The sequence below is a fragment of the uncultured Nocardioides sp. genome, assembly GCF_902805925.1.
Lineage (GTDB): Bacteria > Actinomycetota > Actinomycetes > Propionibacteriales > Nocardioidaceae > Nocardioides.
This window is the reverse complement of record NZ_CADCUP010000115.1, coordinates 14,565-34,382: the sequence shown is the minus strand read 5'-3', so window position 1 is coordinate 34,382 and position 19,818 is coordinate 14,565. Positions and strand designations below refer to the sequence as shown.

The following is a 19,818-nucleotide window of genomic DNA, read 5'->3' as shown; positions in this document are numbered from 1 at the left end:
TTCTGCCGGTCTCTGCCCGAGCGGGCCGGGGTCGTGGCGGTCCCGACCCAGGGCTTCCACGACGACGCCGAGGCGGGTCGGCAGCTGGTGCGCTGGGCGTTCTGCAAGGAGGACGACGTGATCGCCGAGGGGCTCCGGCGCCTCTCGGGCGCCGACCTCACCGCCTGAGCCGGCAGCGGGTCAGCGCGAGGCGAACCACGAGCGCACCTCGGGCCGGCGCATCAGGGCCATCACGACGACGGCCGCCAGAGCAGGCACCGCGAGCGCCGGGGAGGCCAGGCTGCCGACGAGGCAGAAGGCCGCCGTGGCCACCGACGAGACGGTGAGGGCCCGCGCGGCCGGGGTGTTGCGACGCAGCATCACCGCTGCGCACACGCAGGCGAGCCCGGCCCACAGGGCGACCAGCCCTCCCATGACGTACGTCGCGGCGACCAGCGCGGACTCGGTGACCCCCTGGTCGGCGAGCTCGGGGTTCTGCCGGGCCACCTCGTCGAGCACCAGGTCGGGCGAGGACGCCACGACGGCGATGGCCGCGAGCGACGACACGAGCGCGAAGCCCGCGACCACCCACGTGACGATCGCCGCCACCACCACGGTGCCGGGGCGCCGTGCCGGGGCCCGCACCGGGGCCGGCGCTCCGGTCGGGACGGCCATCGTGGTCGCCCCTCGGCCGAATGCCTGGAACGGCCTGGGCCCCGTGGGCGGCACCGGGGGCTGCTCGGCCACCGGCGGCGGCCACACCGCGGAGCGCCGGGCGTCGTCACGATCGGGCTGGGGCGGCGCGGCCTTGCCGTCGAACCAGTCGCGGGCCGGCTGCAGCCACAGCACCAGGGCGGCCACCGCCACCAGGGATGACATGAACCCGCCCGTGACGATCCCGGTGAGGAACAGCGGCACCGCGAGCACCGCGAGCACCACCCGGGCACCACGGTGGCGCTGCAGGACGTAGTACCCGAGCACGGCGGCCGCGGTGGCACAGAACGCGGCGACCAGGGCACTGACGTGCATCACCGTCAGCACGTCCTCGACCGAGAGGCCCAGGCCGCTGCCGGGCGGCTCGGCGAGGAAGTCCTGGACGGCGGTGCGGGAGTCCAGCGTGCGCAGGCCGGCGACCACCTCGTAGCCGGTGACGACGACGAAGACCGACCCGAGCATGATCATCCACGCGGCCCACGTCACCTGACGGGGTCGCGGGAGGGTCTTGCCGGAGTCGCTCACGGCACCATTCCACCATTCACCGACAAGGCCCGCCGTCATCGAGCACCGGGTGCGCCATCGCGGTCCGCGTCTGCACCGGGCCGCGGGCCACCCGCGCCGCGCCGCTCACCCCTCCGCCTTCAGCACGAGCCCGTCGGCGCCGACGTCGACGCTCACCGAGCCACCGTCGGTCACCTCGCCCCCGAGGAGCATCCGGGCCAGCGGGTCGCCGATCGCGCTCTGCACCAGCCGGCGCAGCGGGCGGGCGCCGTACGCCGGGTCGTAGCCGGTCTCGGCGAGCCAGTCCCGCGCCTCCTCGGACACCGAGATGGCGATCCGTCGGACCGCCAGCCGCTTCTCCAGCAGCACCAGCTGCAGGTCCACGATGTGGGTCAGCTCGTCGCGGCCGAGCGCGTCGAACAGCACGACCTCGTCGAGGCGGTTGAGGAACTCGGGCTTGAAGTGCGCCCGGACGACGCCCATCACCGAGTCCTTCTTGACCTCGGGGTCCAGCGTCGGGTCGACCAGGAAGGTCGAGCCCAGGTTGCTGGTGAGGATCAGCAGGGTGTTGCGGAAGTCGACGGTGCGGCCCTGGCCGTCGGTGAGGCGGCCGTCGTCGAGCACCTGCAGCAGGATGTCGAAGACCTCGGGGTGGGCCTTCTCGACCTCGTCGAGCAGCACCACGGCGTAGGGCCGGCGGCGCACCGACTCGGTGAGCTGGCCGCCCTCGTCGTAGCCGACGTAGCCGGGCGGGGCACCGACCAGGCGGGCCACCGAGTGCTTCTCGGAGTACTCGCTCATGTCGATCCGCACGATCGCCCGCTCGTCGTCGAACAGGAAGTCGGCCAGCGCCTTCGCGAGCTCGGTCTTGCCCGTGCCGGTGGGGCCGAGGAAGAGGAACGAGCCGGTCGGCCGGTGGGGGTCGGAGATCCCCGCCCGGGAGCGGCGTACGGCGTCGCTCACGGCGTTGACCGCCGCCTGCTGGCCGATCAGCCGCCGGCCGATCACCGACTCCATCTCGAGGAGCTTGGCGGTCTCCCCCTGCAGCATCCGACCGGTGGGGATGCCGGTCCAGGCCTCGACGACCTCGGCGACCTGCTCCGCGCCGACCTCCTCGCCGACCAGGGGCTCCAGGTCGGCGGCCTCGGTCTTCTCGATCTCCCGGATCTGCCGCTCCAGGTTGGGGATCGACTCGTAGCGGATCTTCGACGCGCCCTCCAGGTTGCCGTCGCGCAGGTAGCGCTCCTCCTCGATCTTGAGGTGGTCCAGCGCCCGCCGCAGCTCGCCCTCGCCCTCGAGCGAGGACTTCTCGCGCTCCCACCGGGCCTCCAGCCCGCGGAGCTCCTCCTGGCGGTCGGCGAGGTCGGCGCGCAGGACGGCGAGCCGCTCGGCGGAGGCCTCGTCGGTCTCCTTGGCGAGCGCGAACTCCTCCATGGTGAGCCGGTCGACCTGGCGGCGCAGCTGGTCGATCTCCTCGGGTGAGGACTCCCGCTCCATCCGCAGCCGGGAGGCGGCCTCGTCGATGAGGTCGATCGCCTTGTCGGGCAGCTGGCGCCCGGTGATGTAGCGGTCGCTCAGCGTCGCCGCGGCCACCAGCGCGGCGTCGGTGATCCGCACGCCGTGGTGGGCCTCGTACTTCTCCTGGATGCCGCGGAGGATCTGGATGGTGTCCTCGACGCTCGGCTCGCCGACGAAGACCTGCTGGAAGCGGCGCTCCAGGGCGGGGTCCTTCTCGATGCGCTCGCGGTACTCGTCGAGCGTCGTGGCGCCGATCATGTGCAGCTCCCCGCGCGCCAGCATGGGCTTGAGCATGTTGCCGGCGTCCATGGCGGAGTCGCCGCCCGCGCCCGCGCCCACGACCGTGTGCAGCTCGTCGATGAACGTGATGACCTGGCCGCCGGCGTCCTTGATCTCCTCCAGCACGGCCTTGAGCCGCTCCTCGAACTCGCCGCGGTACTTCGCCCCGGCCACCATCGCCGCCAGGTCCAGGCTGAGCACGCGGCGTCCCTTGAGCGAGTCGGGCACGTCGCCGGCCACCACCCGCTGGGCCAGCCCCTCGACGACGGCGGTCTTGCCGACGCCGGGCTCGCCGATGAGCACGGGGTTGTTCTTGGTGCGCCGCGACAGCACCTGCACCACGCGGCGGATCTCGGCGTCGCGGCCGATGACCGGGTCGAGCCGGCCCTCCTCGGCGGCGGTGGTGAGGTCCACGGAGTACTTCTCCAGCGCCTCGTACGTCGACTCAGCCTCCTGGCTGGTCACCCGGCGGTTGCCGCGGACGGCCGTCAGGCCCTCGCGCAGGCCGTCGGCGGTGAGCCCGGCGTCGCTGAGCACCTTCCTCGCCGACGACTCGACCGTCGCCAGGGAGATGAAGAGGTGCTCGGTGGCGACGTAGTCGTCCTTCATCGAGGAGGCGAGGTCGATCGCGCCGGCGAGCACGCGCGTGAGCGATGCCGAGGCCGCGGGCTGCTGGACGGTCGAGCCGGTGGCCTTGGGCAGGGCGTCGCGCTCGGCGGCGGCCGCGCGCACCAGGGCGGGCGCGTCGGCCCCGGCCTTGGTGACCAGGCTGGCCGGGACGCCGTCCTCCTGCAGGAGGAGGGCCACGAGCAGGTGGACGGGCTCGGTGGTGGAGTTGCCCGCGGTCGTCGCGGACAGCTGGGCAGCCTCGATCACGTCGCGGCTGCGGGTGGTGAACTTGTCTGCTCCGAACTGGCTCACTGCTGCTCTGCTCCTGTTCCTTCCGCCACGGCCACGACGGCCGCGGGACCAGTCTGTCGTCAGTGATATCAACGCACCCGGAGTTGAGTCCATTCCACTCAACTCTGGAGAGTTCCAGAACCGACCACGCCGGGGGGTACGCCACCCGGCCGGCGCGATGTCGCCGTAGCATGACGATCGCAGTCCGACGCGGAGGAAGATGTGAAGCTGTTTCGCAGGAAGCCGGTCTCGGAGGCCGCTCCCGACCCCGAGGTCCCTGCGCCGGTCGAGGAGAAGCCGATCAGCGTGGTGGTCGTCGACGACGACGACGACCTGCGCGACATCCTGCGCATCGCGCTGGAGTCGCGGGGCTTCCGCATCCTGAGCGACACCTCCGACGCCATGACCGCGCTCGAGGTCGTCCGTGAGGGCCAGCCCGACATCATCCTGCTCGACCTGGCCATGCCGGACGTCACCGGTCTCGAGGTGCTGCCCCTGCTGCTGGAGCAGTCCCCCCGCTCGAAGATCGTCATCTGCTCGGCGATCAGCGCCACCCACATGACCGAGGCCGCCCTCGACGCCGGGGCCGACGCCTACATCATCAAGGGCGTCTCGGCGAAGACCCTGATCGGGCACCTCCAGCGCGTCGCCCACGCCGGCCCCGTGCGGCCCGTGCGGCCCTATCCGCTCGGCCGCGACTACGTCGAGCGGCCGGCGCCCACCGCCGGGTGACGCACCTCGAGCTCGTCTCCGACTGCTCGCGGTGCTTCGGCCTCTGCTGCGTGCTGCTGCCCTTCCGGGCCGGGTCGGGCTTCGGGACCGACAAGGACGGCGGCACCCCGTGCCACCACCTGCAGGACGACGACGCCTGCGGCATCCACGACCGGCTGCGCGAGCGCGGCTGGCCCGGGTGCACGGTGTTCGAGTGCTTCGGTGCCGGGCAGCGCGTCTCCCAGGGGACGTACGCCGGCACCTCCTGGCGCGAGCACGACAACCTGGGCGAGATGTCGGCCGTCCTCTCGGCGATGCGCCAGCTGCACGAGATGCTCGTCCACCTCGCCGAGGTCGACCGGCGCTCGCCCGCGGCGACGGCGGCAGGGCTGGCCGGTCGCATCGCCGCCCTCGGCGACGGTGACGCCGAGTCGGTGCTGGGCATCGACCTCGACGAGCTCCGGGCCGAGGTGGGCGCGGAGCTGCGCATCGCCAGCCTGCGGCTGCGGGGAGCCGGCGACGACCGCGAGGGCACGGACCTGTCCGGGCGCGACCTGCGCGACGTGCTCCTGGTGAGGGCCTCGCTGCGCGGGGCCCTGCTGCTGGGCGCCGATCTCCGGTCGGTCGACCTGACCCTGACCGACGTGCTCGGGGCGGACCTGCGTGGCGCCGACCTGCGGGGCGCCGACCTGGCCGGCGCGGTGTTCCTGACCCAGCCGCAGGTCAACGCCGCCCGGGGCGACACCGCCACCCGGTTGCCGGCCGGCCTGGCCAGGCCGGGTCACTGGGCCTAGCGGGACCGGCGCCAGACGACGACCTGGTTGCTCAGCGTCGGGGCCCGCAGTGCGGGCACCCGGCTGGTGGGCGTGCTCACCGCCGAGGGGGTACGACGCAGCGCGTCGCGGGCGGCGTCGACCTCGGCCTGCAGCTCGGCGTTGCGGGCACGCAGCGCCTGGAGCTGGTTCTCGAGGTCCAGGATCTGGCGCACCCCCTCGATGCCGATGCCCCGCGAGGTGAGGCCGGCGATCAGCCGGAGCCGCTCGAGGTCGCGGTGGGAGTAGCGACGCCCGCCGCCGCCCGTGCGGCCCGGCATGATCAGGCCCATCCGCTCGTAGGTGCGCAGGGTCTGCGGGTGCAGGCCCGTCAGCTCGGCGGCCACCGAGATGACGTAGACGGCCGCGTCGGGAGTCGGCGGGACGAACGTGCTCATGACTCGAACAGGTTCGCCCGCAGCGGGATCCCGGCCGTGGCGGCGCGGTAGGCCTCGACGGCCTCCCGCGCGGCCGGGTCGAGCTTGGCCGGCACCTGCACCTGCACGGTGGCGAGCAGGTCGCCGTACGTGCCGTCCTTGCGGGGGGCGCCCTTGCCGCGCACCCGGAAGGTGCGGCCGTTGGGCGTGCCGACGGGGATCTTCAGGGTCACCGGTGGGCCCGCGAGCGTCGGCACGGTGATCTCCGCGCCCAGTGCGGCCTCGGCGAAGGAGACCGGGACGTCGACGGTGAGGTTGTCCTCCTTGCGCCCGAAGATGCGGTGCCCGCTGACCTTGACGGTCACCAGCAGGTCGCCCGCCGGGCCGCCGTTCTCACCGACCGCGCCCTTCCCCTTGACCCGGATCCGCTGCCCGCTCCGCACGCCGGCGGGGATACGGGCGGCGATGGTCCGGGCGGAGAGACCACGGCCGTTGCCGTGGCACGTCGGGCAGGGCTCGTCGTACACGAGCTGGCGCCCACCGCAGGCGGGGCAGGTCTCGTTCATCGAGAACGCCCCGCCGACCGAGGAGACCACGAAGCCGGCGCCGTCGCACTCCGAGCACACGTGCGGCTTGGTGCCGGGCTTGCCGCCCGTGCCGTTGCAGTCGGGGCACGGGGCGTCGGAGGTGAGCCGGAGCGACACGGTCACGCCCTGGATGGCGTCGGTGAAGGAGATGGTGGCCGTCGTCTCGACGTCGGCGCCCTTGCGGGGCCGGGACTGGGGCCGGGGGCGCTGCCCCCGGCCGAACAGGTCCCCGAACATATCCCCGAAGCCACCGCCGCCGGCGGCGCCGCGGTCACGCAGGAAGTCGTTGATGTCGAAGCCGGCGCCCGCGGCGTCGCCGAACCCGCCGCCCCCGCCGCCGAAGCTGCCTCCGGAGCGGTAGAGGTCGCGCATCTGGTCGTACTTCGCCCGCTTCTCGGTGTCACCCACGACGTCGTACGCCTCGGCGACGGCCTTGAAGCGGTCGTGCTTGGCGTCGTCACCGGGGTTGGAGTCGGGGTGGTTCTCGCGTGCCAGCTTGCGGTAGGCCTTCTTGACCTCCTCGGCCGTGGCGTCCTTCCTGACGCCGAGGACCGCGTAGAAGTCCTTGCCCGCCCAGTCGGCACGCATGCCGTCGGTAGCGCTCATGCGCGCCTCCCCTCGCTGTCGTCACTGCTGTCTCGTCACTGCTGTTTCAGCACGGTGGTGGTGCGTCGCTGCCCGAGGCTCTCAGGCAGGATCGACTACCAGCACCTGCGCCGCGCGCACCACACGGTCACCGATCTTGTAGCCCGCCTTGGCGATCACCTTGCAGGTGGTCACCTCGACGTCGGCATCCTCGCCGATGTGGCTGAGCGCCTCGTGGATCGTCGGGTCGAACGGGTCGCCCGGCGTGCCGTACTTCGTCAGCCCCAGCGTGGTGACCACCCGCTCAAGCTGCTCGGCCACGGCGTTGAAGCCCTCGTCGAGTGGGCCGTGCTCGCGGGCCCGGTCGATGTTGTCGAGGACCTCGACGATCGGCGTCAGCACGGCGTACGTCGCGTTCTCGCGCAGCAGGTCGCGGTCACGGTCGACCCGCCGCTTGTAGTTGAGGAACTCCGCCTGAAGCCGCTGGAGGTCGGCGGTGCGCTCGGCGAGCGCCACGGCCTCCGGGCTCTCGGCGGGGAGGTCGGTCCCCGGCTCCTCCTCGAGGCGCTCGGCGGCGTCGACCGCGTCGTCCGGCCCGGCCGGGGCGCCCGTGGAGGAGTCCACGGGCGCCTCGGTCTCGGTCTGGTCGTCGAGAGGCTCGGTCACTTGCTCTCACCCTCGGCAGGCTGGTCGCCGTCGACCGGCTCGTCGACGATCTCGGCGTCGACCACGTCGTCGTCGGCCTCGCCGGTCGCCTCGCTGTTGCCACCGGCAGCGGCCTGGTCGGCCTCGGCGGCGGCGTACATCGCGGCGCCCATCTTCTGGCTGGACTCGTTGAGCTTGGTGACGCCGGCCGTGATGTCGTCGGCGGACGCCTCGTCGTTCTCGAGCGTCGCCTTGAGGGCGTCGACGTCGGCCTGGACCTCCGTCTTCACCTCGTCCGGGATCTTCTCGGCGTTCTCGGCCAGGAACTTCTCGGTCGAGTAGACGAGGCCGTCGGCCTGGTTGCGGGCCTCCACGGTCTGCCGGCGCCGGGCGTCCTCCTCGGCGTACTGCTCGGCCTCCTTGACCATCCGGTCGATCTCGTCCTTGCCGAGCGCCGAGCCGCCGGAGATCGTCATCGACTGCTCGCGGCCGGACGCGTGGTCCTTGGCCGAGACGTGGACGATGCCGTTGGCGTCGATGTCGAAGGTGACCTCGATCTTCGGGATGCCCCGGGGGGCCGGCGGCAGCCCGGTGAGCTCGAAGTTGCCCAGCGGCTGGTTCTGCGCCCACATCTGGCGCTCGCCCTGGGCCACCTTGATCTCCACCGACGGCTGGTTGTCGTCGGCGGTGGTGAAGATCTCCGAGCGCTTGGTCGGGATCGTGGTGTTGCGCTCGATCAGGCTGGTCATCACGCCGCCCTTGGTCTCGATGCCGAGGGAGAGCGGGGTGACGTCGAGGAGCAGGACGTCCTTGACCTCGCCCTTGAGCACCCCGGCCTGCAGGGCGGCGCCGACGGCCACGACCTCGTCGGGGTTCACGCCCTTGTTGGGCTCCTTGCCGCCGAGCAGGTCCTTGACGACCTGGGTCACGGCCGGCATCCGGGTGGACCCGCCGACGAGGACCACGTGGTCGATCTTGCTGATGTCGACGCCACCGTCGTTGAGCACCGACTGGAACGGCTTCTTGGTGCGCTCGAGCAGGTCGGCGGTCAGCTTCTGGAACTCCGAGCGGGTCAGCTTCTCCTCGAAGTGGAGCGGGCCGGACTCGCCGTGGGTGATGTAGGGCAGGTGGATCGTGGTCTCGCTGGAGCTCGAGAGCTCGATCTTCGCCTTCTCGGCGGCCTCCTGCAGGCGCTGCTTGGCGATCTTGTCGGCACCGAGGTCGACGCCGTTGTTGGCCTTGAACTTCGCGACCATCCACTCCACGACCTTGTTGTCCCAGTCGTCGCCACCGAGGTGGTTGTCGCCCGAGGTGGCCTTGACCTCCACGACGCCCTCGCCGATCTCCAGGAGGGACACGTCGAAGGTGCCGCCACCGAGGTCGAAGACGAGGATCGTCTGGTCGTCGCCCTTGTCGAGGCCGTAGGCCAGGGCGGCCGCGGTGGGCTCGTTGACGATGCGGCTCACGTTGAGGCCGGCGATCTCGCCCGCCTCCTTGGTGGCCTGCCGCTGCGCGTCGGAGAAGTACGCCGGGACGGTGATCACCGCGTCGGTGACCGGCTCACCGAGGTAGGCCTCGGCGTCCCGCTTCAGCTTCTGCAGCACGAACGCGCTGATCTGCTGGGGGGTGAAGTCCTTGTCGTCGATGCCGACCTTCCAGTCGGTGCCCATGTGGCGCTTGACCGAGCGGATGGTCCGGTCGACGTTGGTGACGGCCTGGCGCTTGGCCACCTCTCCGACGAGGACCTCGCCGGACTTCGCGAACGCGACCACCGAGGGGGTGGTGCGGGCGCCTTCTGCGTTGGCGATGACGGTGGGCTCTCCACCTTCGAGGACGGCGACGACGGAGTTCGTCGTACCGAGGTCGATGCCGACTGCGCGAGCCATGGATTACCTCCGGGGTGAGTTGCTGCGATGTCTGGTGCGGATGTCTGGGGGCGGGCGTCTGACCCGCTGCTGCGAGTCTGCCAGGAAGGTTGAGCCGGTTCAACTCAACTTCGCTCACTGGGCACAACGCAGGCCGGGGCGGTCGTTGTTCCCGAACCGGCGGGCGACCCGAGCGCGCCCTCGCACTACGCTGCGGGCGTGATCCGCCACACCGTCGCCTTCCGCCTCAGCCATCCCACCGGCTCCGCCGAGGAGGCGAACTTCCTGGTCGCCGCCCTCGACCTCGCCGCGATCCCCGGCGTCCAGCGCTTCGAGCAGCTGCGCCAGACCAGCCCCAAGAACGACTTCACCTTCGGGTTCTCCATGGAGTTCGCCGACCAGGCGGCGTACGACGCCTACGACCAGCACCCGGTGCACACGGCGTTCGTCGCCGACCGCTGGGTCGGCGAGGTCGAGGACTTCCTCGAGATCGACTACCAGCCGCTGTGAGCCGACGCAGGAAGCTGGTGCGTCCGCCGCAACAAGGGCTCTGGGCGGCGTAAAGTAACGGGCAAGGCGAGCTCGTCGCCCATACGACATGAGAGGCAGCCGCGGCTGCCGCGCCCGGGGAGGGGATGGCGTGACCTATCACCCCATGCCCTCCGAGGTCCTGAGCGACGGCGACCAGCTGCAGGAGAGTCACTACCTGGAGCTCGACCCGGTGCCGCGCTCGACCGGACAAGCCCGGCGGTTCGTGTGCTCCCACGCGCCCGAGCTGCCCGAGGAGACCGAGGACACCCTGCTCCTGCTGACCAGTGAGCTGGTGACCAACGCCGTCCTGCACGCCCGGACGGTGATCGCGGTGGGCATCCTCGTCGGCCGGCGGTCGCTGGTGGTGGGCGTGCACGACCTGGACCTGGCCACGACGCTGCAGGAGCCGTACGCCGACCGCGAGAGCGGCTGGGGGCTGAAGCTGGTCGCCGCGCTGGCGCAGTGCTGGGCGACGACCAAGCATCCCGAGGGCGGCAAGACGGTGTGGTTCCGCCTCCGGTACGAGGACAGCCACGTGGTGGCGGACGGCGCCGCCGCCCGTGCCGAGGCAGGGGGCTCATGAGGGAGGCGTCTCGGCCGCCGTCACCGGCGTCCCCCGCCGCAGCCGCTCGACTGGCGGGGCGGCTGGCGATCGGGCGGGACGGCTACGAGTCCGGCGCTGCGATCGCCAAGGTGGCCACCGGCATCGGTGGGTTCGACCAGGTCGCCATGGGGGGTCTGCCGGCGCGGCGTACCACCGTGGTCGCCGGGCCGGCCGGTGCTGCCAAGACGCTCTTCGCCGCACAGTTCCTGGCCGAGGGCGTGCGCTCGGGACAGCCCGGGGTCTTCGTCACCCTCGAGGAGCCTGCCGCGGACCTGCGGACGAACCTGGCCACCCTCGGGTGGGACGTCGAGAGCTGGGAGGCCTCCGGTGACTGGCGCTTCGTCGACGGCTCGCCGCTGACCCCGCGCCTGGCAGGCGAGCGGCCCGCCTACAACGTGGAGACCCTGGCCGCCCAGATCGGCGCAGCGGTGGACCGGGTCGGCGCCCAGCGCCTGGTGCTGGACAGCATCAACGCGGTGCTCTCCTTCGAGGCCGACGTCGTCCTGGCTCGCCAGCTCCTGCGCGGCCTGGTGCTGCAGCTGCGCCAGATGGGCCTCACCGTGGTGCTCACGATCGAGACCCGAGACGATCCGGGTGGCTCCCTGACGCACTACGGGGTCGAGGAGTTCGTCGCCGACAACGTGGTGCTGCTGCGCAACATCCACGAGGGCACTTTCCGGCGGCGCACCGTGGAGGTGCTCAAGATGCGCGGGGCGATGCACCACAAGGGCGACGTCCCGTTCACCATCGTGCCGGGCGAGGGTCTGCGGGTGCTGCCCGTCACCGTGCCGGCTCTGCCCCCGCACACCGTGGAGCGGGTCCCCAGCGGCATCGCCGGCCTGGACGAGCTCACCCACGGCGGGCTCTTCAGCGGGTCCACCACGTTGGTCTCCGGCCCGACCGGCGCGGGCAAGACGATGATGGCCATCCAGTTCGCCGCCGGCGGACTGGACCACGACGAGACCGTCCTGTTCATGGCCTTCGAGGAGTCCCACGAGCAGGTGCGGGTCAGCGGCGCCGCCCTGGGGTCGGACTTCGTGAAGCACGAGGAGCAGGGCAACCTGCACGTGGTGTCCCTCTATCCCGAGGTCGCCTCCCTCGACGACCACCTCGTGGAGGTCTTCGAGCTCGTCCAGCGGGTGCGGCCCACCCGTCTGGTGCTGGACGGCCTGTCGGCACTGGAGCGCCTGGGCTCCGAGCACTCCTACCACGGCTTCCTGCTCGGGATCACCGCGTTCGTCCGCAGCGTCGGCCTGGTCACCCTCATCACCGCCTCCCCGCCGGCCGGGGCCGGCGGCTCCTCGACGTCCAACCACATCACCGGCCTCGTGGACACCATCATCGTGCTGCGCCACCACGAGAGCGGCGCCACCATCCGCCGAGGCGTCCACATCCAGCGGATGCGGGGCAGCAGCCACGAGAACGCCGTCCGGGAGCTCACCATCGACGAGCGGGGCGTCACCATCGGTGGCTCGCTGCACGTGTCCGCCGACCACCCCGCCGTGCCCGAGTGACCGCAGCCGCCGGGCGGGGAATGATCGGGCCCGTCGCGTTGTAGACCCCTGCATGACGATTCCGACGATCGATCTCATCAACGGCACGTCCATCCCCCAGCTGGGGTTCGGTGTCTTCCAGGTGCCTCCGCCGGAGACCGCCGACACCGTCCTCAAGGCGTTCGAGGTGGGCTACCGCCACATCGACACCGCGCAGATGTACGAGAACGAGGCGGGTGTGGGCCAGGCGATCCGTGACGCCGGCATCCCGCGCGAGGAGCTCTACATCACCTCCAAGCTCAACAACGGGTTCCACCGGCCCGAGGACGCCGAGCGCTCCTTGGCGGAGACGCTGGAGCGTCTGGGTCTCGAGCAGATCGACCTGTTCCTCATCCACTGGCCGCTGCCGACGCTGTACGACGGCGACTACGTCTCCACGTGGCAGACCCTCGCCTCGTTCGTCGAGGACGGCCGCGCCGCCTCCGTGGGCGTCTCGAACTTCCAGCCCGACCACCTCGACCGGATCGTCGACGAGACCGGCGTCGTCCCCGTGGTCAACCAGGTCGAGGTGCACCCGCTCTTCGCCAACGAGGCGGTGCGCGCCGCGAACGCCCGCCACGGCGTCAAGACCGAGGCCTGGTCGCCGATCGCCCAGGGCGCCGTCAACGACGACGCGACGATCGGCGCCGTGGCCCAGCGCCTCGGCAGGTCGCCCGCCCAGGTCACCCTGCGGTGGCACGTGCAGCGCGGCGACATCGTCTTCCCCAAGTCGGTCAACGTCGACCGGATGCGGCAGAACTTCGAGATCTTCGACTTCGAGCTCTCCGCCGACGACATGGCGGCCCTCGACGGGCTCGACCGGGGCGAGGACGGCCGCACCGGCCCCCACCCGGACCGGTTCGACCACGTGCCCGCCTGACTCAGCCCACCTGGTCGCTCCTGCCCCACTTCTCCAGCAACGACGCGAGCCGGCTGCGCTCGGCCTCGGTGAGGCCCGAGAGCAGCCGGTGCTCGTTGGCGACGTGCTCGCCGACCAGCCGGTCGACGAGCGCGAGGCCCCCCGGCGTGAGGCGGATGCGCCGCGAGCGGGCGTCGTCGGCGCAGACCGAGCGGCTCACGAGACCAGCGCCCACCAGCCGGTCCAGCCGCTTGGTCACCGCCCCCGACGTCACCATCGTGGTGGCGCTCAGCTCCCCCGGCGTCAGCTCGTACGGCGCGCCGGACCGGCGCAGCGAGGCCAGGATGTCGAACTCGCCGTCGGACAGGCCGGCCGCGGCGAAGACCGGCCGCAGCTGGTCGTGCAACGCGGCGGAGAGCCGGTGGAGGCGCCCGATCACCCCCATGGGCGAGACGTCGAGGTCGGGGCGCTCGACGCGCCACTGCTCCATCAGCCTGCCGACGTGGTCCGGTTCCATGTCTGGACTATATCTTCTCGGGAAGGTAATATGTTTTCCATGGAAAGTAACCGAGCGGCCCTCACCACGGTGCTGCTGACCGCGGTCGCCCCCGCGGCCTGGGGAACGACGTACATCGTGACCGAGCGGCTGCTGCCGCCCGACCGCCCGCTCTTCGCGGCGCTGCTGCGGGCCCTGCCCATCGGCCTCGCCCTGCTGGCCTGGCGCCGCCAGCTGCCGCAGGGCTCCTGGTGGGGGAAGGCCGTCGTGCTGGGCCTGTGCAACATCGGGCTGTTCTTCCCGCTGATCTTCGTCTCCGCCTACCACCTGCCCGGCGGGCTCGCCGCAACGATCCAGGCTCTCTCTCCGCTGGCCGTCATGGGCATCGCCTGGCTGCTCATCGGGGAGCGACCCGGTGCGCTGCGTGCGGTGGCCGCCCTCGTCGGGCTCACCGGCGTCGCCCTCCTGGTGCTGCAGAGCCCCGACGGTGTGACGCCGCTCGGCCTGACCGGCGCCTTCGGCTCCGTGCTCGTCTCGGCGCTCGGGTTCGTGCTCGTCAAGCGCTGGCCCGCACCCGTCGACCTGCTCACGCTGATGTCGTGGCAGCTGGTCGTCGGCGGCCTCGTGCTGCTCCCGGTGGCGTTCCTGGTGGAGGGCGCGCCGCCGGCCATCGACGCCCCGGCGGCGCTGGGCTACACCTGGCTGGCGCTGGTCGGCACCGGCCTGGCCTACTACTGCTGGTTCCGCGGATTGACCCGGATGGCCGCCGGCGGCGTCGCGCTGATCGGCCTGGTCAACCCCGTGGTCGGCACCCTCCTCGGCGTGGCCCTGGCAGCCGAGGCGTTCGGGCTCGCGCAGGCGCTGGGCATGATGCTCGTCCTCGGCGGCGTGCTGGCCGGGCAGCCGGCCGTCGTGTCCCTGCTGCGGCGACGCCGCACCGCGGCGCCGGTCGGCGTCGACGTCGACGAGGCGGAGGGCCTGGCCGTCAGCCGACGGTGACGGTGATCTCGTTGGACGCCGTGCCCGTGTCGGTGTCGACCACCCGCATCTTGTTCTCCCCAGGCCTGCTCGTCATGACGTACGTCGCGAAGGTGCGCCCGCTGACCGACACCGTGACCGGGAAGTCGGCCCAGGCGCCGTTCTCGAGGCGCTGCACCTGGAGGATCGCACCCTCGCCCCGCGGGTAGGTGCCGGAGAGGTCGATCTGGCCCATCGGCGAGACCTGCGCCTGACCGACCGAGAGGGTGATCGGCGCAGCGGGCGCCGACGACGACCCCGTGTCGTCGGGCGCGACTGTCGGGGAGTCGGGATCCAGGGTCATCAGCGGCCCGCTGGGGCTCTCGGTCTCGACCGGATCGGGGATGTACAGCCGCTCCTGCGACCGTGCCTGCTGCGGGGAGCCGCCCGCGTCGGCCCCGACGCCCAGCACCTTGGTGACCATCAGCGCCGTGAGCCCGGCGAGCAGCCCCACGACCAGCCCCACCCCGACGAGGGCGAGGAGGCCGCTCAGCACGGGGCGTCCGGTCGGCTCGGACGTGCGGTCCGCCACGGTGGTCCTCCTGCGTACGGGGTCGGTCCCCCATTGTCCCTGATGACCCGGCCGCTCCGGACCACCCGTTCGTCCACAGCAGGCGGACGGCCTCGTTTCCGCGTCGCCATGGTGGGCAGGCCTGCGACATGGACACCTACACCATCGACGCCCCAGCACTGCGCCGGATCGCGCGCGACCTCGACGACGCCGCCCGCGCCGTCGACCGCCGGGCCGACATCACGCTCCCGCCACGGCTGCCGTTCGCGGGTGACAGCCGGGCCGGCATCGACCGCCTGGTGAGGGCCGCGACGGGCGTCTCGCGGGCCGCGGCGGCGACCGCCGACGACCTCGACCGGCTGCTCGCCGACACCGGGCGCACGGACGCCGATGTCGCCGGCCTGCTCGACGCCCGACTGTGGAGGCCCTGACATGGCCTGGAACCCCGTGCCCGTGGACCTCCTCGAGGCCGAGCCCTCCGACGTGCGCCACCTCGCCGACGACCTCCGCGCGCTCGGCGCACGGCTCCTGGGCTGCGGCGCCGTCCTCCGTGCCGGGTCCGCAGTGCCCGCGGACTCCTTCGACGGGGTGGCCGGCGACCGGTTCCGCAGCACCTGCCTGCTCCAGCGCGAGGTCGCGCTCGCCACCGCGCTGGAGCTCGAGGCGCTGGGTGGCGCGGCCGACGAGCTGTCGCGCGACCTCGACGACCTCCGCGTGCTCCTCCAGCAGCTGCGCGGGATCGCGCACGGTGGCGGGCTCGAGGTCGGTGCGGCGGCCGTCTGGCCGCCCCACCCGACCGAGCGTCACGAGGACACCGCCGCGCTGCGGGCGGCCTGGTCGGCGTACGACCGCTGCTGGACGCTGCGCGAGACGCTGGAGACGCGGCGTGACGCCGCCGAGCGTGCGTGGCGTACGGCGCTGCTCGGCGCCACGGCCGACGTCGACCCCTCGCCCTCCGGGGAGGCGGCCGGGCGGGTCGCCGGGGCGCTCGGTCCGAGGCCGGGCCACGCCTGGACGAGCTCCCGGGCCCACTGGCAGCCCGTGGGCCCTGAGGGCCACGGGTCGCGCGCGGCCGAGGTGACCCGGGTCGACGGCCGGTGGGAGCCGGTCGTGCCCGCGCAGCGGCCGCCCTCGGTCGCCTGATTCGGGCCGGCTGGGTCAGGCCGGCTGGGTCAGGCCGGCTCGCCGCGCGCCTGGCGCACCGCGCGCTCGGCGACGGCGTGCTCGTCGGTGCGCGCGTCGTAGGTCCAGAAGTCGCGCAGCGCCGCCGCGGTCAGGACCACCCCGGCGACGCAGGCGAAGCCGCCGCTGACGATCGACCCGCGCACCGACCACAGGTCGGCGACCGTGCCGGCGCGCACCTGGCCGCCCAGCGGGCCGAGGGAGTACGACAGCATCTCGATGCCGGCGAGACGACCCCGCATGCCCTCGGGGATGGTCTGGTTCCACACGGTGCTGCGGAAGATCGCGGAGATGGTGTCGGCCGCCCCGGCGAGCGCGAGGAACGCGACCACCAGCCACAGGCTCGGCATCAGGCCCGCCAGGCCGATCATCACCCCGTACACCGCCGCGGCCACCACGATGGCGCGGCCGTGGTGGTGGACGCGCGCGGTCCAGCCGCTCAGCGCCGTGGCCGTCAGCGCACCCACGGACTCGGCGGTGTAGAGCAGCCCCAGCGCCTCGGGCCGCTCGAAGACCTCCTGCGCCAGCGCCGGGAAGAGCACCACCGGCATGGCGAGGAACATCGCGGCGAGGTCGACGACGTAGGTGCCGAGCAGGTCCTTGCGTCCCAGGGCGTACCTCACGCCGGCCCAGATGCCGGCCAGGCTCGGCGGCGTCGTCTCGTCGGTGTGGGGGTAGGGCCGCATCGCGACGTAGAGCAGCGTCGCCACGACGAGCGCCACGACGTCGACCACGAAGCACCACTCGAGGCCGACGTAGGCGATGAGCAGACCGCCGACGCTCGGCCCGACCAGGACGCCGAGGTCCATGCCGAGGCCGGTCAGGGCGTTGGCGGCGGTGATCTGGTCGTGGCGGACCGTGCGCGGCATCAGCGCCTCGCGCGAGGGCCGCTGCAGGGAGGAGCACGACGTCAGCACCGCGGCGACCACGAACACCAGCACCAGGCTCGGGCGGTCGCGGAAGGCGTTCGCCGCCAGCGCGGCCGTCAGCACCGCCTGCGCGACCCCGCACCACACGAGCAGCCTCCGGCGGTCGACGTGGTCGGCCAGGGCGCCGCCGTACAGGCCGAAGACGACCAGCGGCACGAGCTCGGCGAGGCCGACGGCGCCCACCATGAAGCTGGAGCCGGTCAGCCGGTAGACCTGGAAGGGGATGGCGACGTAGGTGACCATGGCGCCGAGGTAGAACACCGTGCCGGCGACGAAGAGCAGCCGGAAGTCACGGGACTCCCGCAGCGGGGTCAGGTCGATGCGGAGCGCCCGCACCCGGTCGCGCCAGGTCACGGGAGGACATGGTGGCACCACGGGGCGACGTCGGCACCCGGATTCGTGGTGGTGTCAGTCCAGCCGGATGCGCGCGCCGTGGCGCGGCACGCTGGTGATGTTGCGGACCTTGGGCTCGTCGTCGCCGACCGCGGTGACGTCGTGGGCCGTGAGCACCTCGCGCAGGACGGCCACGCCCTCCATCAGGGAGAAGCCGGCGCCGATGCACCGGCGCACGCCGCCGCCGAAGGGGATCCACGTGCCGGTGGGCGGGTTCTGGCCGAGGAAGCGCTCGGGCCGGAACGCCTCGGGCTCCGGGTGGTTGTCCGCGCGGGCGTGCGAGATGAGGATCGAGACGCCGACCGTCACCCCGGCGGGCAGGTCGTGGCCGGCGACGGTCGCCGGCCTCGTCAGGGTGCGCACCACCATCGGGATCACGGGGTGCAGGCGCATCGACTCCTTGAGCACGGCCTCGAGCCAGGCGTCGTCGCCGCTGCGGGCCGCCTCCCGGGAGCGGGTGCGCAGCGCGGGGTCGCGGCCGATCTCGTGGAGCGCCCAGGCGAGAGCGGTGGCGGTGGTCTCGTGGCCCGCGAGCAGCAGGGTGACGAGCTGGTCGCGCAGCTCGGTGTCGGTGAGCGCGTCGCCACCGTCCTCGACGCAGATCAGCTGTGAGAGCACGTCGGTGCGCTCGGTGAGGTCGGGGGCGCGACGGCGCTCCCGGATCTCGGCGTAGATGAGCCGGTCCAGCTCGACCGCGTTCTCGATGGTGCGCCGCCACGGCCCGAGGCGCCGCAGCCGCGGCCAGCCGTAGCCGAGCAGGATGGCCGGGGAGATGTCGACCACACGGTTGACGCGGGGCCGCAGCGCGGCCAGCCGGGCCTCGTCGGTCACCCCGAAGACGACGCGCAGGATCACCTCGAGGGTGAGGGAGTTCATCCGGTCGAGCGCGCGCAGCTCCTGGCCCGGCCGCCACGAGCCGACCTCGGCCCGGGCCACCTCGGTGACCAGCCCGGCGTAGCCGCGCAGGGCGTGGCCGTTGAACGCCGGCATCAGCAGCGTGCGGGCCCGCTTGTGCCCCGAGGAGTCCTGGAGCAGCACCGAGTGCTCGCCCATCATCGGGCCGAGGATCGCGTTGGCCTTGCCTGCGTGGAAGACCTCCGGGTCGCCGGCGAAGACCTCGCGTGCGTGCTCGGGCCGGGTGAAGAGCACCAGCGGGCGCCCCGCCGGGATCAGACGCAGGGTGAACACGTCGCCGAAGCGGCGGTGCAGCCACGGCACGAACCGGTGCCGGAAGCGCAGCAGCGCCGCGCTCTGCACGACCACCGGCCACCCGGGGCCGGGCGGCAGGCCCGTCCGGTCGACCGGGCGCGGCCTGCGGCCGCCGAAGGCCCGCATCGCGCGCAGCCGGCCGGCCGCGAGGTCGGCGACCTCGTCGGTCCCGGACCGTGCCCCGGCGTGGGTCATGGCGAGACTCCCGTCAGCTCGATCCCGAGGATCTCATGGCGGGGCAGGCGTGAGGAACGGATCGCCTGACAGGTCAGCAGCGCCGTCTCGGGGCCCGCGGTGGTGCGCACGCGGACGACGGCCTCGCCGCCCGGGACGCCGAAGCGGGCCGCCACGATCCCGTCGGCGCCGCGGTGCCCGAGATGGCGGACGTCGGACGGCGCCGGGGCGTCGAGGTGGCGGCGCACGGCGACCTCGGCGGCCTGCACGGGCATCGGCAGGCTGCTGCGCCCGCGCATCCGGTCGAGGTCCAGCGTGCCGGCGAGGTGGCGGCGCACCAGGCCCTCGACGACGTCGGCGTCGACCCGGCCGTAGTAGATGCCCTCGGGCAGGACGAGCAGGTTGCCGGCGAAGCGGTCGCCACCGATGTGCGAGCACTCCCAGGCGTCCAGCCCCGCGCCCGCGAGGGCGACCGCGGCGGGGCGGCCGCGCTCGGCGCAGCACGCGTCGTGCCGGCCGTGGGTGCAGACGAGCACCAGGGGGTCGGGGTGCGGGTCGAGCCCCATCGAGCGGCCCAGCGACAGTGGCGTCAGGTCGAGGTCGGCGACGTCGTGCACCGAGTCGAGGCGGGTGGCCTCGGCCCAGCCGCCGGAGGTGCCGACATGGACGGCGAACACGTGGACGCCGTCGCCGGCCTGCCGGCGACCGCTGCGCCGGACGAGGAGCGGACGCACCGCGGGCACCGCGCCGAGGGCGGCCCGCGCCGCGGCGGGGAGCCGGCTGTCGCGGAGGATGTCGGCACCCCACGGGCCGGGGTCCTCGACGAGGAGGAACGACCGCACCGTCGAGGCGGAGCCGGCGAGCTCGTCGGCGCGAGCGAGGCTGGCCCCCGCGCAGCGGCTCAC

Annotated in this window: 20 protein-coding genes; 9 read left to right on the top strand and 11 right to left on the bottom strand. The window is 72.8% G+C overall.

Annotation, left to right across the window (positions count from 1 at the left end; genetic code table 11):
• Nucleotides 1-180: 180 nt before the first annotated feature.
• A complete protein-coding gene (locus tag QZX64_RS08290) occupies nucleotides 181-1,218 on the bottom strand; it encodes a hypothetical protein (protein WP_295658302.1) in 1,038 nt (345 codons plus the stop codon).
• 105 nt (nucleotides 1,219-1,323) lie between these two features.
• Nucleotides 1,324-3,915 carry an ATP-dependent chaperone ClpB gene (clpB, locus tag QZX64_RS08285; RefSeq protein ID WP_295658301.1) on the bottom strand — a complete coding sequence of 864 codons (2,592 nt, stop codon included), beginning with the start codon at nucleotides 3,913-3,915 and terminating at the stop codon, nucleotides 1,324-1,326.
• 201 nt (nucleotides 3,916-4,116) lie between these two features.
• Between clpB and QZX64_RS08280 the strand changes: the two genes are divergently transcribed.
• A complete protein-coding gene (locus tag QZX64_RS08280) occupies nucleotides 4,117-4,626 on the top strand; it encodes a response regulator transcription factor (RefSeq protein WP_295658299.1) in 510 nt (169 codons plus the stop codon).
• Nucleotides 4,623-5,399 (top strand): pentapeptide repeat-containing protein, encoded by a 777-nt coding sequence (locus QZX64_RS08275; RefSeq protein ID WP_295658297.1) that lies wholly within the window; start codon nucleotides 4,623-4,625, stop codon nucleotides 5,397-5,399. The genes QZX64_RS08280 and QZX64_RS08275 overlap by 4 nt, the downstream gene beginning before the upstream one ends.
• Here QZX64_RS08275 and QZX64_RS08270 read toward each other — a convergent pair.
• The 4 genes from QZX64_RS08270 to dnaK form a co-directional block, all read right to left on the bottom strand.
• Complete coding sequence (locus QZX64_RS08270) at nucleotides 5,396-5,815, bottom strand: heat shock protein transcriptional repressor HspR (protein WP_295658296.1); 420 nt, start codon at nucleotides 5,813-5,815, stop codon at nucleotides 5,396-5,398. The two genes, QZX64_RS08275 and QZX64_RS08270, sit on opposite strands and share 4 nt — an antisense overlap.
• Entirely contained in the window at nucleotides 5,812-6,987 is a 1,176-nt protein-coding gene (gene dnaJ, locus QZX64_RS08265; protein WP_295658294.1) for a molecular chaperone DnaJ, read from the bottom strand. The genes QZX64_RS08270 and dnaJ overlap by 4 nt, the downstream gene beginning before the upstream one ends.
• An 81-nt stretch (nucleotides 6,988-7,068) precedes the next feature.
• Nucleotides 7,069-7,632 (bottom strand): nucleotide exchange factor GrpE, encoded by a 564-nt coding sequence (grpE, locus tag QZX64_RS08260; RefSeq protein WP_295658292.1) that lies wholly within the window; start codon nucleotides 7,630-7,632, stop codon nucleotides 7,069-7,071.
• Nucleotides 7,629-9,497 carry a molecular chaperone DnaK gene (dnaK, locus tag QZX64_RS08255; RefSeq protein WP_295658290.1) on the bottom strand — a complete coding sequence of 623 codons (1,869 nt, stop codon included), beginning with the start codon at nucleotides 9,495-9,497 and terminating at the stop codon, nucleotides 7,629-7,631. The genes grpE and dnaK overlap by 4 nt, the downstream gene beginning before the upstream one ends.
• Before the next feature lie 198 nt (nucleotides 9,498-9,695).
• Between dnaK and QZX64_RS08250 the strand changes: the two genes are divergently transcribed.
• The 4 genes from QZX64_RS08250 to QZX64_RS08235 all read left to right on the top strand — a co-directional run bounded on the left by QZX64_RS08250 (nucleotide 9,696) and on the right by QZX64_RS08235 (nucleotide 13,023).
• The gene (locus QZX64_RS08250; RefSeq protein ID WP_295658289.1) at nucleotides 9,696-9,986 is read left to right on the top strand and encodes a Dabb family protein; all 291 of its coding nucleotides are present in this window, start codon (nucleotides 9,696-9,698) and stop codon (nucleotides 9,984-9,986) included.
• A gap of 130 nt (nucleotides 9,987-10,116) precedes the next feature.
• A complete protein-coding gene (locus QZX64_RS08245) occupies nucleotides 10,117-10,590 on the top strand; it encodes an ATP-binding protein (RefSeq protein WP_295658287.1) in 474 nt (157 codons plus the stop codon).
• Complete coding sequence (kaiC, locus tag QZX64_RS08240; RefSeq protein ID WP_295658285.1) at nucleotides 10,587-12,125, top strand: circadian clock protein KaiC; 1,539 nt, start codon at nucleotides 10,587-10,589, stop codon at nucleotides 12,123-12,125. Before QZX64_RS08245 ends, kaiC begins: the two co-directional genes overlap by 4 nt.
• 52 nt (nucleotides 12,126-12,177) lie before the next feature.
• A complete protein-coding gene (locus QZX64_RS08235) occupies nucleotides 12,178-13,023 on the top strand; it encodes an aldo/keto reductase (protein ID WP_295658283.1) in 846 nt (281 codons plus the stop codon).
• 1 nt (nucleotide 13,024) lies between these two features.
• Here QZX64_RS08235 and QZX64_RS08230 read toward each other — a convergent pair whose 3' ends face one another.
• A complete protein-coding gene (locus QZX64_RS08230) occupies nucleotides 13,025-13,519 on the bottom strand; it encodes a MarR family winged helix-turn-helix transcriptional regulator (RefSeq protein ID WP_295658281.1) in 495 nt (164 codons plus the stop codon).
• Between the two features lie 39 nt (nucleotides 13,520-13,558).
• Between QZX64_RS08230 and QZX64_RS08225 the strand changes: the two genes are divergently transcribed.
• Complete coding sequence (locus QZX64_RS08225) at nucleotides 13,559-14,497, top strand: EamA family transporter (protein WP_295658279.1); 939 nt, start codon at nucleotides 13,559-13,561, stop codon at nucleotides 14,495-14,497.
• Here the strand turns inward: QZX64_RS08225 and QZX64_RS08220 are convergent.
• Entirely contained in the window at nucleotides 14,484-15,047 is a 564-nt protein-coding gene (locus tag QZX64_RS08220) for a hypothetical protein (protein ID WP_295658278.1), read from the bottom strand. The two genes, QZX64_RS08225 and QZX64_RS08220, sit on opposite strands and share 14 nt — an antisense overlap.
• Before the next feature lie 128 nt (nucleotides 15,048-15,175).
• On the opposite strand from QZX64_RS08220, the gene QZX64_RS08215 reads away from it, so the two are divergent.
• Both QZX64_RS08215 and QZX64_RS08210 read left to right on the top strand, forming a co-directional pair.
• A complete protein-coding gene (locus tag QZX64_RS08215; protein WP_295658277.1) occupies nucleotides 15,176-15,457 on the top strand; it encodes a hypothetical protein in 282 nt (93 codons plus the stop codon).
• Between the two features lies 1 nt (nucleotide 15,458).
• Nucleotides 15,459-16,169, top strand: coding sequence for a hypothetical protein (locus tag QZX64_RS08210; protein WP_295658276.1), 711 nt, complete (start codon nucleotides 15,459-15,461; stop codon nucleotides 16,167-16,169).
• A 29-nt stretch (nucleotides 16,170-16,198) separates the two neighbouring features.
• Here the strand turns inward: QZX64_RS08210 and QZX64_RS08205 are convergent, their stop codons facing one another.
• The 3 genes from QZX64_RS08205 to QZX64_RS08195 are packed head-to-tail and all read right to left on the bottom strand — an operon-like array spanning nucleotide 16,199 to nucleotide 19,818.
• Nucleotides 16,199-17,491 (bottom strand): MFS transporter, encoded by a 1,293-nt coding sequence (locus QZX64_RS08205; RefSeq protein ID WP_295658274.1) that lies wholly within the window; start codon nucleotides 17,489-17,491, stop codon nucleotides 16,199-16,201.
• A gap of 54 nt (nucleotides 17,492-17,545) precedes the next feature.
• Nucleotides 17,546-18,934 carry a cytochrome P450 gene (locus tag QZX64_RS08200; RefSeq protein ID WP_295658272.1) on the bottom strand — a complete coding sequence of 463 codons (1,389 nt, stop codon included), beginning with the start codon at nucleotides 18,932-18,934 and terminating at the stop codon, nucleotides 17,546-17,548.
• Complete coding sequence (locus QZX64_RS08195) at nucleotides 18,931-19,818, bottom strand: sucrase ferredoxin (protein ID WP_295658271.1); 888 nt, start codon at nucleotides 19,816-19,818, stop codon at nucleotides 18,931-18,933. The genes QZX64_RS08200 and QZX64_RS08195 overlap by 4 nt, the downstream gene beginning before the upstream one ends.